Here is a 17,067-nt window from a genome sequence, read left to right as displayed (position 1 = left end):
GACGGACCCGGCTCGTGCCGGGTCCCTCTACTCTCAATGAGGTATCCGTCCCATGACTGACAACTCCACGACACGATCCAGGCGCGGCGAACTGGTGCTGAGCCTGCGCGGCGTCTCGAAGCACTTCGGAGCGGTCTCGGCTTTGACGGACATCGAGCTCGACGTGCATGCCGGCGAAGTGGTCGCCCTGGTGGGCGACAACGGAGCCGGCAAATCGACGCTGGTGAAAGTTCTAGCCGGGGTCCATCAACCCAGCGCCGGCACCATTACCTTCGGCGGCAAGGAGGTCACGCTGTCCAATCCGGGCGCGGCGCTCGATCTCGGCATCGCCACCGTGTTCCAGGACCTGGCGTTGTGCGAAAACCTCGACGTCGTCGCGAACATCTACCTCGGGCGCGAGCTGAATCCGCTGCGCCTCGACGAGGTCGCGATGGAGGTGAAGGCCTGGACGCTGCTGAACGAGTTGTCGGCGCGTATTCCGAGCGTGCGCGATGTGGTTGCGTCGCTCTCGGGCGGCCAGCGCCAGACCGTCGCAATTGCGCGCTCGCTGCTGCTGGACCCGAAGCTGATCATGCTCGACGAGCCGACGGCAGCCTTGGGCGTGGCGCAGACCGCCGAGGTGCTGAATCTGATCGAGCGGGTGCGCGACCGCGGTCACGCGGTGATCATGATCAGCCACAACATGGAGGACGTTCGCGCCGTGGCGGACCGGATCGTGGTGCTGCGGCTGGGCCGCAACAATGGCGTCTTCTATCCCGATTCCTCGAATCAGGAACTGGTGGCCGCGATCACCGGCGCCACGGAGAACGCCGTGTCGCGTCGCGCCGGCCGACGCCAGGCCGAACAGGGCACCCAGACTAAGGAACCGTCATGAGCAACGATATTCAAGGCGGCTCGCAGCCTGAACCGCAAGGTGCGCCACAGCCGTCCACGCTGCTCGACCGCAGCGATGTCCGCGTCAAGCACGCCACCGGAGTCGGCGGTACCGTGGCCGCCTTCGTCGAGCGGGTGCGCTCGGGCGATCTGGGATCGCTGCCGGTCGTCGCGGGCCTGATCATCATCTGGACCGTGTTCACCAGCCTGAACCCGGTGTTCCTCTCGGCCGACAACCTGGTCAACCTGCTGTTCGACTGCTCGACGGTCGGCGTGATCTCGCTGGGGATCGTCTGCGTGCTGATGGTGGGGCAGATCGACCTGTCGGTGGGTTCGATGAGCGGCTTTGCTTCGGCCCTCGTCGGAATGCTCTGGGTCAACCACGGCTGGCCGGTGCTGCTGGCCATCGTCGCCGCGGTCGTCGTCGGTGCGGTGGTCGGCGCCCTGTACGCGTTTCTGCTCAACCGGCTCGGCATGCCGAGTTTCGTCGCGACGCTGGCCGGGTTGCTCGCGATCCTCGGGATGCAGCTGTATGTGCTAGGTGCTACCGGGTCGATCAACCTCCCCTATGGTTCGACGATGGTGAACCTCGGGCAACTCATCATCATCCCGGCTGTCGTTTCGTACCTCTTTGCGCTGGTGCCCGGTGTCGTGATGCTGGTGATCGGGCTGCGCACGCGTGAGCGCCGCCGTGCATCCAATCTCTCGGCGCCCTCCGTGGGCAGTCTTTGTGTGCGCGCCCTGGCCATCACCGTACTTTTGGAGGCTGTGGTTGCCTACCTCAACCAGGGACGTGGCGTTCCACTGATGTTCGGCATCTTCCTCGGCCTCTCGGTCGCGATGGACTATGCGCTAACAAGGACGCGCTGGGGCCGGTCGATGAACGCGGTCGGCGGTAATCACGAGGCTGCGAGACGGGCAGGCATCAATGTCGGCGCCATCTACACCAGCGCCTTCGTACTGTGCGCCAGTCTCGCCGCACTCGGCGGCGTGCTGACCGCGGCACGGCTCGCCTCGGCCAGTCAGCAGGCCGGCACCGGCGACGTGAACCTGAACGCCATTGCAGCGGCCGTGATCGGCGGCACCAGCCTGTTCGGCGGCCGAGGCAGCGCGTATTCCGCAGTACTGGGCATTATCGTGATCCAGTCTATCGCCAGCGGCCTGACGCTGCTGAACCTGTCGTCCTCGCTGCGCTTCATGATCACCGGCGCGGTGCTGGCGATCGCGGTGATCGTCGACTCGCTTGCCCGGCAGTCCCGCGTCTCGCATGGTCGCGCGTAAGTCGAACAGTCCAGCAATCGTTTTGCACGGGACCGGGGTTGCATGGGACCGGAATAAGCGCTAAAGCGCTAACTCCGGTCGACCGCCATCAAACCGCATGGGACCGGAGTAAGCGCTAAAGCGCTAACTCCGGTCGACACAGGAGAGCAGTCAATGAGTGAATCCATGAAAGGAAAAGTTGCCGCCATCACGGGCGCGGCATCGGGCATCGGCCTGGAGTGCGCGCGCACCCTGCTCGCGGAAGGCGCAAAGGTCGTTCTGATCGACCGTGCGAAAGACAGGCTCGTGCAACTGTGCGCAGAACTGGGGCCGAACGCACTGCCGCTGGCCGTGGATCTGTTGCAGCCGTCGGAGGTATCCGCGATGCTGCCGAGAATCCTCGAGCTGGCCGGCGGCCTCGATATCTTCCATGCCAACGCCGGCGCCTACGTCGGCGGCGATGTCGTGGATGGAAATCCGGACGAGTGGGATCGCGTACTGAACCTGAACGTCAATGCCGCGTTCCGATCGGTCCACGCCGTGCTGCCGCACATGGTCGCGCAGAAATCGGGTGACATTATCTTTACCAGTTCCATCGCGGGCATCGTCCCGGTCGTGTGGGAGCCGATCTACACCGCGTCCAAATTTGCGGTGCAGGCCTTTGTCCACACGACCCGGCGCCAGCTCGCCAAGCATGGTGTGCGGGTCGGCGCGGTGGCCCCGGGCCCGGTCGTCACCGCACTGCTCGACGACTGGCCGAAGGCGAAGATGGACGAAGCGCTCGCTTCGGGCAGCCTGATGCAGGCCAGGGAGGTCGCCGATGCGGTGCTCTTCATGCTGACGCGGCCGCGCAACGTGACCATCCGCGATCTCGTGATTCTTCCAAACAACGTCGATCTCTGAAATGCGTGCCAGACGCGGGCGCGGTCGTGTGGCTCGCCGTCAACATGGAACGCCTCCCCCAAAAAGGCAATGAGCAGACAGTGACCAGGCAGCGAGCTATGACATCAGAAAACTCGACCTCCGGCGCGACAGACAGCGCACGCGATGCGCTCCATGTCATCGGGGTGGATGTGGGCACGGGCAGCGCCCGGGCTGGAATCTTCGACCTTGCCGGTCGCATGGTGGCCTCGGCCAGGCGTGACATCACACTGTTCCATGCAAGCGGCTCCATCGTCGAACAGTCGAGCGGCGAAATCTGGACCGCCGTCTGCGATTCCGTGAAGGATGCGCTGTCGCAGGCCGCCGTCTCGCCCGATCAGGTCGCCGGCATCGGCTTCGACGCCACCTGCTCGCTCGTCGTGCTGGGCGAGGGCGGCCGGCCCCTGCCCGTGGGCCCTTCCGAGCAAGCCGAGCGCGACATCATCGTCTGGATGGATCACCGCGCCGTGGCACAGGCGGAGCGCATCAATACGACGGGCCACGAGGTGCTGAAGTTTGTCGGCGGCAAGATCTCGCCGGAAATGGAAACACCGAAGCTGCTGTGGCTCCTCGAAAACAGGCCGGGCGTGTTCGAGGCGGCGTGGCAGTTTTTCGACCTGACCGACTTCCTGACCTGGCGCGCGACCGGGGACTTGTCGAGATCCACCTGCACGGTCACCTGCAAATGGACTTATCTGGCGCACGAGCGGCGCTGGGACGAGAGTTACTTTCGGAGCATCGGCCTCGGCGTGCTGGCGGACGAGGCTTTTGCGCGCATCGGCCAGACGGTCGTCGACCCGGGTACGCCGTTGGGCAGCGGACTGACCGAAGACGCCGCCGCGCAGCTCGGCCTGCGAACCGGAACGCCGGTCGCCACGGGCGTGATCGATGCCCATGCCGGGGGGATCGGCACGGTCGGCGCCGACGGCGAGCCCGAGTCCTGCCTCGCTTACGTCTTCGGCACCTCATCGTGCACGATGACCACGACCCGCAGTCCGGTCTTCGTGCCCGGCGTGTGGGGGCCTTATTTTTCGGCGATGGTGCCGGATGCATGGCTCAACGAGGGCGGCCAATCGGTAGCGGGCGCGGCGATCGAACGACTGCTTTCGATGCACCCCGCTGCCCCAGACGTCCGACGTCGCGCAGAGCACGAGGGCCACCCACTGCCGGTGATGCTCGCCGGTCTCGCGGCGCAGGCGGCGGACAGCCTGTCGGGCGCGGCGTTGCTGGCCAACGGCCTGCATGTCGTCCCGGAGTTTCTGGGAAACCGTGCCCCGCTGGCCGACCCACACGCAAGAGCCGTGATTGCGGGCCTTGGAATGGAGGACGACCTGAACAGTCTGGTCGCCCTCTACATTGCCGGCATTTGCAGTATCGGTTACGGCCTTCGCCAGATCATCGAAGCACAGGCGATGGCCGGTGCACCGATCGAGCGGGTGGTGATCAGCGGCGGCGCGGGGCGACTCGATCTCGTTCGGCAACTGCTCGCCGATGCGACGGGAAAGCCCGTGCTTGCGACGCGGGCGGAAGAACCCGTGCTGCTGGGCGCGGCGATCCTGGGCGGCGTGGCTGGCGGCCTGTTCGACGACGTACGCTCGGCGATGGCCAGAATGTCGCAGATCGGTAGGATCTACGAGTCGGACACGGGTGACATTGCGGCATTGCACGAGGCGCGGTATCGCGCCTTCAGGCAGTTGCAGACCGTGGCCAGGGAAATTCGCTAGGCCCGACGTTCAGTCCGCGTTTGCCAGAGAGATCAATGATTGAATTCATGTCAATCGGCAAAAGATCGAGGTCGTGCCGCTGGCAGATCTCGAAAGTATCAACCTGCGCGGAACTTTCGATTTCCCGATCGGACGCATTGCGCATCATTTGCTGCCGGGCGTCGCTGACCTGGATGCGAAGCAACGGCGGTTAGCTTGAACGGCAATAATCTCCATCGGCTCGACACGACTAGAGTTCCGCACGCCGAGTGCAGGGCAGGCGTCACTCCGGCATGCGAAAACTTCGGCGGAGCGAGCAAAACGGGAAGGGGGCAAACGGCAGACAGGAAGCGCCTGATTTGGTGAGGTATTTTAGCGGGACCGCCTCGCAGTCCGCATCAAGCCAGGATCAACTTGCCGTCACAAAATGCATTGAAATCAAGGGCGAACCTGGCAGCGCGCCCGCCGCAAAATTCCGGTCAACTCCCGTTCAGGTCAGAGCGACACGATCTGTCGCAATAGTTCCAGCGCTTTCATTTCGTCAAGACGACCGGTTCGTGCCTTACCTGCGAGCGTCTTGATCAGCGCCTCTGCGATCGGTTCAATACCGATCAGATCGCCAAGGCTGGTCACGGGAGCAGAACGGCGCGGCTCCGCGATGACCTCTGTGATGGAAGCCGCCGCAGGTTGCTGGTGGGAGGCGGACGGCGGGAAATCGCTGTCGACAGTTTGCTGGATTGCCAGATCGGAGGCATGCGGAAGTCCCGGATCCTGTTGCTCCACGACTGCCTTCGTAACGACGCTGCCGCTGGGGTGATCCGCCTCGGGCGGTTGGGCGTGTCGGTTGCTCGCGGCTTTTGCCTTTCTTGTCGCGGATTTTCTTGCCACCACCGCTTCCGGCCTTTTCGCGGCAGGAAGCTCCTGCTGATCAGATGCAGATCGACCCGACAGCGGATCAAGCAGAGCCGAGACAGACTCAGGAATGTCTGAGACTGAACGCGGAACGTCCAGCCAGGCAGTCGGCAACCCAAGGCGTTCGGTGAAACGGTTGGCTTCAGCGTCGTCCATGCGCTTCTGTCCATACAGACGATTGTCTAGATTGGAGGCGCTGATATTCACTACTGCGCTGAGCCGCACCTTCGATCCCTTACGGGACGTTAGTACGTGCAGGTTTGCGCGACGAATGTTTTGCAGAGCCGCCACGTCGGTCAACGGCAAGGATTGCTGGGCCCCGGACTTCATAGACGCTTTGGCTTTCGCTGATGCCGGTTTCGACGAGGGAGCCGTGGCAGTTCTTGCCGCTGCAGGGTTGCGCTTCGCGACGGCCTGTGGCGAGTCGCCATCGGTTCTCTTTGGCATTTCTGATTTCCTGGGCAAACGGTCAGTGGGGGTAGGGTGGTGATTCGCCAGTACTGCAGGAGCCGGTTCCACTGGCTGCCCGTCCGCCGATTCTGGCTCAGCATTCGCGCGAATAAAGTTGAGCGGCGCCCTCAAACGACTGATCGTTTCGGAAGTGAGCGCAGGATTGGGTTGATCGAAAAACCCGTCGGGTAGACCGAGCGTCGTTTCAATGTGGAAAGCCGTCTCGGGTGTGAATCTCTCGCCGTTGATCAACTCGGCCACGCGCGCCAGGTTGGATTCGAGTCCCAGTGCGATGTTCTCCGCGCCCACCGCGTCGACAAGCCATTTAAACGAACGCGTTTTGAAAATGGACGCCGTCTGGGCTGGGTCTCGCGCGGGCGGCGTTTTTACGTATGGCTTGTTCTGTCGGTGGGATGTCGTATTTGAGGGTTGGCGCGATTGACGCGGACCCTTGCCTCGCGATCCCGGATATCGCCCATTTGGCTGACTCATAAAGTGGGGCTCTCCGCCGATGAAATCACTGTCAATGCGGGGATTATAAGGGAGGGGAGACTGTCCTCGGAGTTGTCATCATCATCCAAAAAAATGAGCCGTTCTGACGGCCCGGATGCTGACGGCCTTGTGCCCGGCGACATTCGTGGCCGATCAGGAACGTGCGGCCGTTGCAGGTCGCTTTGCCGACATTCGCGACCAGGTGTCGGCGACTGTCAGCTTTCGTTATTGACGAATGAGCCTTCTCGACCCTCATGTGCTGTTCGTCATCGCGACCGGCAACGACCGCTTGCAAAAGTCCAACGGCCATTCGCTCGCGCGAGATTGCCTTTCGCTTGTCGGCCGTGGCAAACGTTCGTGACGAGCGCGCGTTAGACGCCTGCGCCGGTCAACCGTGATGCCCGGTCACGACGATGCGCTATTTCGCCTTGCTGCTTCGATTGCGGGCGAGCGAGCCGATAGCACAGGCCTCCGGTTGCCCTGCCAGACCCGCCTGGCGATCGCAGGGCTGAGCAGCGACGACGGCGGCATCATCAGGTTGACAACCTTCAGAAACGCCGTCGCCAGCGCGCTGTCGCGCGTTGCGGCAAGGTGAAGCTTGCCAATGTACCAGTTGATGAAACGTAGCATCGGCGGGCGCGCGCCCTTGACCTGTGGATGGCGGAGGTCGTTGCCAACGGCGATGTCCCACGGAATATCGACGATCTTCGCGGCCGCCCGGAAGAATCGAGGCGCAAGCTCATTCGAGCCCGCGCGCAGGCACCGCTGCAGCGTCAGCGCTTCCTCTGCCGCGACGGTCATGCCCTGCCCGTAGACCGGATTGAAGCTGCAGATGGCGTCACCAAAAACCAGGTAGTTCCCGGGGAAGCGTGCAAGCTTCTCGTACCGCCGGCGCAGGCTGCAGGCGTAGCGGTAGTGCTTGTAATCGGTTAGCGGTTCCGCTCTTGCGACAACGTCGTGAATCTCCATGGTCGGCAGCGTCGCCAGATACGCGAGAAAGCCCTGGTCGTTGTCCGGTGCGTCGTCGCCGAGAAAACCGCCGGCACTGACGATCCAGCTGTCGTTGTCCTGCGCGAGCAGGACACCATTGCGCCAGTTCGGCGCACTACCGGCGACAACAATACCGTGCTTGCCGTCAAGATCAGTAGGCCGACGTCGATAGGTACGGGTCGTGTAGCAGATGCCGATCTCGACCTTCTCATTGGCGGGAGGTTGGTAGCCGAGTGCTTCAAGCCACGCCGCACTGGATGAGCCACGGCCAGTCGCATCAACGACAAGGTCCGCGTTGAAGGTCTCTTCCGGCTTGCCCTCGACACATATGCGCACACCGGTCACGCTCCTGCGAACGGGGTCGGTGGCAAGGCCACGCACAGCGCAACTTTCTATGGCGCGCACGTTCGGCAATCCGAGGAGCCGTCGGCGTAGATGGCCTTCGAGCACGGGACGGCTCGCAAGCAGACCGATCAGGTCGCTCGTGCCGTTAGCAAGCCTGACGTTGCGACCTATCCAGATCACATCGTTGGCGACATCACCGATCAAGCCGCCGCTTTGGGCAACGACCTCGGCGTTGTATCCCGGGAAGAATTCCTCGAGTATCGCGCTGCCGCGCGCAAGGAGCCCATGGGTATGACGACCCTGTGGCACGCCCTTGCGCGGTGTGTCTGCTGCCGGAAACGCATCGCGTTCGAGCAAGGTGACTGTGGTATAGAAATCCGACAGCACGCGGGCGGCCAGGAGCCCACCCATGCTGGCGCCGATCACGATCGCATGCTCGCCCAGGTTCTTCATGGCAATCCTCCAGTTCAATCCGTCGCAATGAGTCCAGTGACCATCGCTTGCGGGGAATGGTAGGATTGCTTCGTCCCCTGAGCGTCCCCCGGACGCCGTCATTGAGGGTCGCCTCGCCATGGCTCTGTTCAGCGTGCGGACGCTTGGATTTCCGGAGATCCGTCGGGACGGCCGGCTGTGTCAGCTGCCCCTGCGCAAGGGCCTGGCCCTGCTGGTCTACCTGGCCGAAGCGAACGGCTCAGTCGGGCGTGACGTCTTCGCCACGATGTTGTGGCCGGAAGGCCGCGAAGAGGTTGTACGGGCGCGGCTGAGGCGTCTGTTGCATCGCCTCCAGCTCACGCTTGGCGACGACGTTCTCGCCACCGACCGGTCGACGGTTCGATGGTCATCAGCGATCGACCTGCAGTTGGATTCCCAGCTGTTCGAGCAAGCCTGCGACCGCGGCGAGTTCGAGCGGGCCTGCCGTCATTATCCCGGCGACTTTCTCGAAGGTTTTTCGCCCGGCGACTGCCCGCAGTTCGACGAGTGGGCTTTTTTTCGCCGGGAGGCCTTGCGGGGCCGGGCGATCCAGGCGCTGGAGCGAGTGGTGCACGACAAGAATGCGGCCGGTGAGTACATAACCGCGGCCGCCCATGCCGGCCGTCTTGTTGAGCTCGATCCGCTCAGCGAAGTGTACGGCCGACACCTCATCCGCAACCTTCTGCTCACCGGAGACCGGGCCACAGCCCAGCGGCACCTCGAGGCCCTGACGCAGCGCCTTCACGACGAGCTCAATGTAGCCCCCGAATCCGAGACCCGCGCGCTGCTCGATGCGGGCGCAATGTTACCCATCGAGGACCCGCCGTCGACGCGTTACGTCAGCGGTGGCGGCGTCCATCTCGCGTTCCAGACCTATGGTGCCGGCCGCATTGATATTCTGGTGCTCCCCGGTTTCGTGTCCCACGTCGAACGGGTCTGGGAGGAGCCCCGGTGCCGGGCGTTCCTGTCCGCGCTCACTGAGATGGGTCGTCTTGTCCTGCTCGATCGTCGCGGCATCGGGCTTTCCGACCGGGTCGGGTTCAATCCGAGCGTCGACGCGACCGCGCAGGACATCGGCACCGTGCTTGACGCCGCTGGCAGCCGCCGGGTCGTTCTGTTCGGCGCGTCCGAGGGCGGACCGGCATGTATCAAATTTGCCGCTGATCACCCCGACCGTGTCGCCGGCCTCGTTCTCTTCGGCTCGTTGGCGAAGGGGAGCGCGGCATCCGACTATCCGCACGCGCTGCAGGCTAGCCAGTACGACGCGTGGTTGCGGCAGCTCGTCGCCGTCTGGGGCGGTCCTGCCGGTATCGAAACATTCGCGCCGAGCCTCTCCCGGGATTCGCAGGCGAGAGCCTGGTGGGCAGGCTTGCTGCGGGCCGCGTCGAGCCCGGGAGCCATCAAGGGCGTGCTCGAGGCGTTGCGCGATATGGATGTGCGGCATCTCCTGGGCCGAATTTCCGTTCCGACTCTGGTGCTCCACCGCCACGGCGACCGCGCCGTTCGCATCGGCGCCGGCCGGCATCTCGCCAGCCACATCGCGCAGGCGCGATTCGTCGAACTCGACGGTGCCGATCACTGGGTCTTCGCGGGCGACCAGCAACCCGTCCTGGACAACATCAAGCAATTTGTCGGCAGTCTCGCGGCGTGACTGCGACCGAGAGATGCAGGCCAATATATCAGCGCAAGGCAAGTGCGATTCAGATGAAACCTACCTACGCAGCGCCACTGAATCGCGTTATCCGACGATGTAACCGTTCGACTGCGGTGACAAACGCGCGTTGAATGTCCGTCTTCTCGGAAGCGGCCTTTTGGGATTATTCTTGTTCGATGAACGGCTCATCTCCTGGTTGTCAGACCGCCGGACTTGTGCCGACAGGGCCTGCGCTCCTGAGCATGGCTATCGCGACACGAACACGCTACTCCTTGATCGAACAGGTGCCGTGATGGATAAGAAAGATGCCGCTGGTTCGCACGCTTTCCCCGGAGTCCAGCCGCGCTTCGAGGAAACGCTCGATCCGGACGATTGGACCGGGCTGCGGACACTTTCCCACCAGATCATCGACGATGCGGTTGACTACCTGCGCGACGTCCGCAGCCGGCCGGTGTGGCGAAACATGCCGGCGGATGTCACAGCCTTATTCGAGCAAGCGCTGCCACGGTCGGCGTCGCCGGTGGAAGGGATCTATCACGAGCTTGCCGAGAACGTGTTGCCCTATCCGCTGGGCAACGTGCATCCGCGCTTTTGGTCCTGGTATATGGGGGCTAGCAACTTCACCGGTGCACTGGGAGATTTCCTGGCGGCAATCCAGGGCTCTAACCTTGGTGGCGGCAATCATGCTGCTGCCCTGATGGATCGGCAAGTGGTCAACTGGTGCAAGGAGATGATCGGTTTTCCAGTTTCGGCCAGCGGCACATTGGTGAGCGGTGGCTCAATGGCCAATATCATTGGCTTGACAGTGGCGCGCAACGCCAAGGCCGGCATCGACGTGCGCGAGCATGGTGTCGCCGCCATGGAGCGGCCCTTGCGTTTCTATGGCTCGGACCAGATCCACAGCTGCCACCGAAAGGCCATGGAGGCGCTAGGCATGGGAAACCGAGCGCTGCGATACATCCCGACAGATGTCGAACTACGGATCGATCTCGCCGCCCTGCGCGTTGCGATCGCAGAGGATCGGGCGGCGGGATTTCAGCCTGCCTGCGTGATAGCGACAGCGGGGACAGTTAACACCGGCGCGATCGACGATCTGATGGCGCTGGCGGATCTGGCCGCCGAAGAGAACCTCTGGTTGCACATTGACGGATGCATCGGCGCGCTGATTGCGATCGCTCCCGAAAATGCAAATCGCGTTGCAGGAATCGAGCGGGCGGATTCCATCGCGCTCGATCCTCACAAGTGGTTGCACGCACCGTTTGAAGTCGGCTGCGCCCTGGTTCGTGACGCCTCTGCCCATCGAGGCGCGTTCGCGGTGACACCGGAATATCTGGAGCCGACGCCGCGCGGAATCGCGTCGGCCCCTTGGCTGTATGAGTACGGACTGCAGACGACGAGAGGTTTCCGTGCGCTGAAGGTCTGGATGGCACTGAAAGAGCATGGAGTCGAGAAGTTTGGCCGCCTGATCGATCAGAACATCGCACAGGGTCGCTACCTCAGCGGCCTGATCAAGGCCGAGCCCCTTCTCGAACTGGTCGCGCCAACGAATATCAACATCGTATGCTTCCGATATCGTCCGGAGGGGGTGGAAGAGGGAGCATTGAAGGCGCTCAACATCGAGATCATGCTGCGGCTACAGGAAGCGGGCATCGCGGCCTTGTCCGACACGACGGTGCACGGAGTGCATTGCCTGCGGGTAGCGATATGCAACCACCGCACCCGCCGCGATGACCTGGATCTGCTGGTCAATGAAATCGTTCGGCTTGGGCACCAGATTGTGAGTGCAAGCCGCACCGCCTGACTTGTTTGTTCGAGTCTCACTCCGCTTCGGCGTTGAAGGCAGAATCAAATATGCGCCTCCGGAACCTCGGCATCGTTCAACTATGGCCGATCAGGCAACGCTCGTCTTTCGGAGGCCAATGCCTGTTACGAGTAGTTCAGCGTTGACGTGGAAGCGGGGTCGATGGGTGGCAAAGGGCGTGGCATTCGCGCTGAGTCGGTGGCTACAAAGGTGAGGGTAGCTTCCGTCACCTTGACGACGTCGGCCGTCATGCCCATGCGTTGAGCGAAGACCTCCACGTTGACGGTGATCGACGTACGTCCCTCGCGCACGATTTCTGCGTAGAAGCTCAACAGGTCGCCGATAAAAACGGGCTGTCTGAACGTGAACGAATTGACGGCGATGGTGACGACACGGCCGTTCGCGCGCCGGCTGGCGGGAATCGATCCGGCGATGTCGACGTGTGACATGATCCAGCCGCCGAAGACATCGCCGTGTACGTTGGCGCTCGACGGTTGGGGCACGACGCGCAGCACGGGCATCGCGTGGGCGGGAAGGCGTTCCGAGGATGAGGAGGCGGGCATGGCGGTCTCGTGTCGTAAGTGAGCCGGGAGCGGCACGATAGCGCCGGCTCCTGGCAAATATCGCGTTCAGCGGACCACGTGCGTCAGCCAGTGTGCGTAGCGTTCCGATTTGCCGGCGACCGCGGCGAAGAACGTGTCCTGCAGCTTTGCGGTGACCGGTCCACGCTCTCCGTTGCCGATCACGCGATCGTCGAGTTCACGAATGGGCGTCAGCTCGGCTGCCGTGCCCGTAAAAAAGGCTTCGTCGGCGCAGTACATTTCGTCGCGCGTAATGCGTTTTTCGACGACCTGAAGGCCCTGATCCCGCGCGATTTCAATGACCGACGCGCGTGTGATGCCGTCGAGGCACGAGGCCAGGTCCGGCGTATACAGCACAGCATTTCGCACGATGAAAACGTTTTCACCCGCGCCCTCGGACACATAGCCTTCCGTGTCGAGCAGCAGCGCCTCGTCGTAACCGTTACGGGTGACTTCGCGATTGGCCAGAATCGAGTTGATGTAGTAGCCGCTCGCCTTGGCGCGAACCAGCGACACATTCACATGGTGACGCGATAGCGACGATGTCTTGACACGAATGCCGCGCGCGAGTCCCTCCTCGCCGAGATAGCTGCCCCAAGGCCACGCTGCGATCCCGACGTGAACCGTGTTGCCGCGCGCACCGAGGCCCATCTGTTCGCTGCCGAGCCATACGAGAGGCCGCAGATAGCACGCGGTCAGCTGATTGCGGCGCACCACTTCCAGTTGCGCCTCGCGAATCGTCTCCGCGCTGAAAGGCACAGCCATTTCAAAGATCTTTGCGGAATTGAAGAGTCTTTTCGTGTGGTCGTCGAGCCGGAAGATCGCGGGACCCGCGGCGGTCTCGTATGCCCTGACGCCTTCGAATACCGCCATGCCATAGTGGAGCGAATGAGTCAGAAAGTGGAGTTGCGCGTCCCGCCACTGCACCAGGTCGCCATCTAGCCAGATCACGCCGTCACGGTCATGCATAGTCGTTTTCATAACGCTTTTTCGAAAGATTGAGAGGATGAAACGGGCGGCGTGCTGTCCGCATCGGCCCGGTATTCGGCAAGCCAGCGTTCGCGCTTCGGTGCCGCGGCGAGCACGTTGCGCTCCTTGACGTGACCGAAGCCGCGAATCTCGCCCGGCAGATCGGCGAGCTTCAGCGCCGCATCGAATCGGGCGATGTCGAGCGTTGCGCAGAACTCGTCGACCAGCGCGAAGTACTGTTCGATCAGCTCACGTTCATTGCGCCGTTCCTCCGTCTTGCCGAATACGTCGAACGCAGTGCCACGCAGGAACCTGAATTTTTCGAGCACGCGAAATACCGTGAGCATCCATTGCCCGAATCGTTGCTTTTTCAGGCGGCCGTGTTCGTCGCGTTTGGCGAGCAATGGCGGCGCGAGATGGAACGCGAGCTTGTAATCGCGACCCGGCTCGCCTTCGAACTGCGCGCGCAGCTTGTCCATGTAGGCCGGGTCCGCATACAGACGGGCCACTTCGTACTCGTCCTTATAGGTCATCAGTTTCGCGAGATTGCGCGCGACCACCGGCGTGAGCCGAGGCTTCGACCCCGGCACAACAGCCGCTTCCTTCTCGCGCAGCCGTTCGACGGCTGCAACATAGCGCGCCGCATAACGCGGGTTCTGATAGACACTCAGCCGCTCGACGTTGCGCTCGATCAGTCGGCCCAGCGATTCGGGCATCTGCACGACGATGGCCTGCTGCTTACCGGCGAGCGGCGTAAAATCCTCCACGGCGGCTTCACCGTGCTGCGCGACGTAGCGGCCCCATTCGAACGCCAGACGATTCTTTTCGACGGCCACGCCATTCAGTTCGATCGCGCGATCGAGACTTTCGTAGCTGAGCGGCAGCCAGCCGCGTTGCCAGGCAAAGCCGAGCAACAGGGGATTTGCATAGAGCGTGTCACCTAACAGTGCGAGCGCGAGACGATTGGCGTCGATGAAGTCGCAGTCGTCGCCGATGCTCGCGCGCAGATCCTGTCGTGTCTGATCGGCCGGAAAGCTCCAGTGCGGATCCCGCACGAACTGTGCGGTCGGCGTGGCGCCGCTGTTGATCGCCGCTTTCGTCACGCCGCGTTGCGTGCGTGCCAGGACTTCAGCGGAAGCGGAAACAATCGCATCGCAGCCGAGGATCAGGCGCGCTTCGCCGGCCGCGATCCGCGTGGCATGCAATTGGTCGGGTGCCGCGGCGATCTGCACATGGCTCAGCACAGCGCCGCCTTTCTGCGCGAGCCCAGCCATATCGAGCACGGTGACACCCTTGTGTTCGAGGTGAGCCGCCATGCCAAGCAAGCCGCCGATCGTCACGACGCCGGTTCCACCGACACCGGTCACCAGCACGCCATACGGCTTGGATAACGAAGCAATCGCGGGCCGCGGCAGTGCCGCGAAATCGGGCAACGCGGCTGCGGATGCGTGCTTAGCGGGCTTTTTCACCTGTGCGCCCTCAGCCGTAACGAAACTCGGACAGAAGCCGTTCACGCACGAAAAGTCTTTATTGCACGACGATTGATTGATCTTGCGCTTGGTGCCGAGCGACGTTTGCAGCGGCTCGACCGACAGGCAGTTCGATTGCACCGAGCAATCGCCACAGCCTTCGCACACTGCGTCATTGATAAAGGCGCGCTTCGCTGGATCGGGATACGTACCGCGTTTGCGGCGCCGGCGTTTTTCGGTCGCACAGGTCTGGTCGTAGATCAGAATCGATGTACCGGCCACTTCGCGCAACTCGCGCTGCAACCGGTCGAGTTCGTCGCGGTGATAGACCGTCACTCCTTCGGGAAGACGAATGTTCGCGTCGTATTTCTCCGGCTCGTCGGTCACGATCAGCACGTGCTTCGCGCCCTCGGCAACGACCTGAAACGCGATCTGCGGGACGGTGAGCACACCGTCCACCGGTTGGCCGCCGGTCATCGCGACCGCATCGTTGTAGAGCACCTTGTAGGTGACGTTCGCGCCTGCCGCAATGGCGGCGCGAATCGCTAGCAGACCCGAATGGAAATAGGTGCCGTCGCCCAGATTGACGAACACGTGGCGCTCATTCGTGAAATGCATCTGGCCGGTCCACGCGACACCTTCGCCGCCCATCTGGCTGAAGGTCTCCGTCTTGCGGTCCATCCACATCGACATGTAGTGACAGCCAATGCCGGCCAGTGCGCGCGAGCCATCCGGCACGCGTGTCGACGTGTTGTGCGGGCAGCCCGAACAGAACCACGGCTGCCGCTCCGGCACGGAACGCGGCGTGGCAGCCTCACGCTCCTTGGCTTCGATCACGGCCACGCGCGCATCGATCCGCGCTCGCAGATCGGCAGGCAGATCGGCTTTGGCGAGGCGCCGGGCGATCGCTTTCGCGATCAAGGCGGGCGACAGTTCGTAGTGCGCGGGCAGTAAAGTCTGTCCGCGCGGCACGGACCATTCGCCGCCTTCGTCGTCACGCTGATCGAACTTGCCGAACACCTTTGGACGCACGTCGTCGCGCCAGTTATAGAGTTCCTCTTTGAGCGCGTATTCGAGAATCTGGCGTTTTTCTTCGACCACCAGAATCTCGTCGAGCCCGGTTGCGAAGTCGCGCGCGTTCTGCGCATCGAGCGGCCATACGCAACCCACCTTCAGCACGCGAATGCCGATGCGCGCGCAGGTTTCGTCGTCGAGCGAGAGGTCGGCGAGCGCCTGCCGCACGTCGAGATACGCCTTGCCCGCGGTCATGATGCCAAGGCGCGGAGTGGGGCTGTCGATCACCACGCGATTGAGCTTGTTCGCGCGAATGTAGGCGAGCGCCGCGTACCACTTGTAGTTGAGCAGACGCGCCTCCTGTGCCAGCGGCGGGTCGGGCCAGCGGATATTCAGGCCGCCTTCGGGCATGTCGAAGTCGTCGGGCAGGACGATCTGCAAACGGTCCGGGTCGATGTCGATCGACGCGCTTGACTCGACCACGTCCGTCACGCATTTCATCGCAACCCACAGACCTGCGTAGCGACTCATAGCCCAGCCGTGCAGACCATAGTCGAGATACTCCTGCACGCTTGCCGGATACAGCACCGGAATGCCGCTTGCCACGAACATGTGCTCGGATTGATGCGCGACCGACGACGACTTCGCCGCATGGTCGTCGCCCGCCAGCACCAGCACGCCGCCGTTCGGATCGGTGCCGGCTGAATTCGCGTGCTTGAAGACGTCGCCGGTGCGATCTACACCCGGCCCCTTGCCGTACCACATGCCGAAGACACCGTCGACCTTCGCGCCCGGCCAGAGGTTGAGCTGCTGCGTGCCCCACACGGCAGTCGCCGCAAGGTCCTCATTGACCCCCGGTTGAAACACGACGTCGTGTTCCTTCAGATGCTTCTTCGCTTTCCATAGGCCCTGATCGAGCGCGCCGAGCGGCGAGCCGCGATAGCCGGACACATAGCCCGCCGTGTTGAGGCCGGCGCGGCGGTCGCGCGCCTTCTGCAGCATAGGCAGCCGCACCAGCGCCTGAGTGCCGCTCATATAAACGCGGCCCTTTTCGAGCGTGTATTTGTCGTCGAGCGATACGTCGGCAAGCGCGTCACGTAGCGGGGACGTTAGCGGGGCGTTCATGGTGAGGTCTCCGGCGGCTTTATTGGAAGCGGAGTAT

Annotated in this window: 11 protein-coding genes; 6 read left to right on the top strand and 5 right to left on the bottom strand. The window is 63.0% G+C overall.

The window, feature by feature from the left end:
• Positions 1–52 precede the first annotated feature (52 nt).
• From B0G74_RS35525 to B0G74_RS35510, 4 genes are all read left to right on the top strand, one after another.
• On the top strand, positions 53–874 hold the full coding sequence (locus B0G74_RS35525) for an ATP-binding cassette domain-containing protein (protein WP_132380977.1): 822 nt from the start codon (positions 53–55) through the stop codon (positions 872–874).
• Positions 871–2,154 (top strand): sugar ABC transporter permease, encoded by a 1,284-nt coding sequence (locus tag B0G74_RS35520; RefSeq protein ID WP_165923991.1) that lies wholly within the window; start codon positions 871–873, stop codon positions 2,152–2,154. Before B0G74_RS35525 ends, B0G74_RS35520 begins: the two co-directional genes overlap by 4 nt.
• A 153-nt stretch (positions 2,155–2,307) precedes the next feature.
• Entirely contained in the window at positions 2,308–3,036 is a 729-nt protein-coding gene (locus tag B0G74_RS35515; protein ID WP_132380975.1) for an SDR family oxidoreductase, read from the top strand.
• Between the two features lie 98 nt (positions 3,037–3,134).
• Complete coding sequence (locus B0G74_RS35510; RefSeq protein WP_132380973.1) at positions 3,135–4,778, top strand: FGGY-family carbohydrate kinase; 1,644 nt, start codon at positions 3,135–3,137, stop codon at positions 4,776–4,778.
• Between the two features lie 474 nt (positions 4,779–5,252).
• Here B0G74_RS35510 and B0G74_RS35505 read toward each other — a convergent pair whose 3' ends face one another.
• A complete protein-coding gene (locus B0G74_RS35505) occupies positions 5,253–6,611 on the bottom strand; it encodes a hypothetical protein (RefSeq protein WP_132380971.1) in 1,359 nt (452 codons plus the stop codon).
• Between the two features lie 405 nt (positions 6,612–7,016).
• Complete coding sequence (locus tag B0G74_RS35500; RefSeq protein ID WP_132380969.1) at positions 7,017–8,399, bottom strand: monooxygenase; 1,383 nt, start codon at positions 8,397–8,399, stop codon at positions 7,017–7,019.
• A 118-nt stretch (positions 8,400–8,517) separates the two neighbouring features.
• On the opposite strand from B0G74_RS35500, the gene B0G74_RS35495 reads away from it, so the two are divergent.
• On the top strand, positions 8,518–10,068 hold the full coding sequence (locus B0G74_RS35495) for an alpha/beta fold hydrolase (RefSeq protein ID WP_132380967.1): 1,551 nt from the start codon (positions 8,518–8,520) through the stop codon (positions 10,066–10,068).
• Positions 10,069–10,363: 295 nt separating this feature from the next.
• A complete protein-coding gene (locus B0G74_RS35490) occupies positions 10,364–11,872 on the top strand; it encodes an aspartate aminotransferase family protein (RefSeq protein WP_132380965.1) in 1,509 nt (502 codons plus the stop codon).
• Between the two features lie 125 nt (positions 11,873–11,997).
• On the opposite strand, the gene B0G74_RS35485 is transcribed toward B0G74_RS35490, so the two are convergent.
• From B0G74_RS35485 to B0G74_RS35475, 3 genes are all read right to left on the bottom strand, one after another.
• The gene (locus tag B0G74_RS35485) at positions 11,998–12,435 is read right to left on the bottom strand and encodes an acyl-CoA thioesterase (protein ID WP_132380963.1); all 438 of its coding nucleotides are present in this window, start codon (positions 12,433–12,435) and stop codon (positions 11,998–12,000) included.
• A gap of 66 nt (positions 12,436–12,501) precedes the next feature.
• Positions 12,502–13,434, bottom strand: a complete 933-nt coding sequence (locus B0G74_RS35480; protein WP_132380961.1) for a branched-chain amino acid transaminase — start codon at positions 13,432–13,434, stop codon at positions 12,502–12,504.
• Positions 13,431–17,030, bottom strand: a complete 3,600-nt coding sequence (locus B0G74_RS35475) for an indolepyruvate ferredoxin oxidoreductase family protein (RefSeq protein ID WP_132380959.1) — start codon at positions 17,028–17,030, stop codon at positions 13,431–13,433. Before B0G74_RS35475 ends, B0G74_RS35480 begins: the two co-directional genes overlap by 4 nt.
• Positions 17,031–17,067: the final 37 nt, after the last annotated feature.

It is taken from the genome of Paraburkholderia sp. BL9I2N2 (assembly GCF_004339745.1).
GTDB lineage: Bacteria > Pseudomonadota > Gammaproteobacteria > Burkholderiales > Burkholderiaceae > Paraburkholderia.
The sequence above is the reverse complement of the archived record's forward strand: the minus strand, read 5'-3'. Positions and strand labels throughout refer to the sequence as shown.

Coding starts and splice junctions, on each gene's coding strand:
- B0G74_RS35525 (WP_132380977.1), top strand. CDS start 53: ATGACTGACAACTCCACGACACGATCCAGGCGCGGCGAACTGGTGCTG.
- B0G74_RS35520 (WP_165923991.1), top strand. CDS start 871: ATGAGCAACGATATTCAAGGCGGCTCGCAGCCTGAACCGCAAGGTGCG.
- B0G74_RS35515 (WP_132380975.1), top strand. CDS start 2,308: ATGAGTGAATCCATGAAAGGAAAAGTTGCCGCCATCACGGGCGCGGCA.
- B0G74_RS35510 (WP_132380973.1), top strand. CDS start 3,135: ATGACATCAGAAAACTCGACCTCCGGCGCGACAGACAGCGCACGCGAT.
- B0G74_RS35505 (WP_132380971.1), bottom strand. CDS start 6,611: ATGAGTCAGCCAAATGGGCGATATCCGGGATCGCGAGGCAAGGGTCCG.
- B0G74_RS35500 (WP_132380969.1), bottom strand. CDS start 8,399: ATGAAGAACCTGGGCGAGCATGCGATCGTGATCGGCGCCAGCATGGGT.
- B0G74_RS35495 (WP_132380967.1), top strand. CDS start 8,518: ATGGCTCTGTTCAGCGTGCGGACGCTTGGATTTCCGGAGATCCGTCGG.
- B0G74_RS35490 (WP_132380965.1), top strand. CDS start 10,364: ATGGATAAGAAAGATGCCGCTGGTTCGCACGCTTTCCCCGGAGTCCAG.
- B0G74_RS35485 (WP_132380963.1), bottom strand. CDS start 12,435: ATGCCCGCCTCCTCATCCTCGGAACGCCTTCCCGCCCACGCGATGCCC.
- B0G74_RS35480 (WP_132380961.1), bottom strand. CDS start 13,434: ATGAAAACGACTATGCATGACCGTGACGGCGTGATCTGGCTAGATGGC.
- B0G74_RS35475 (WP_132380959.1), bottom strand. CDS start 17,030: ATGAACGCCCCGCTAACGTCCCCGCTACGTGACGCGCTTGCCGACGTA.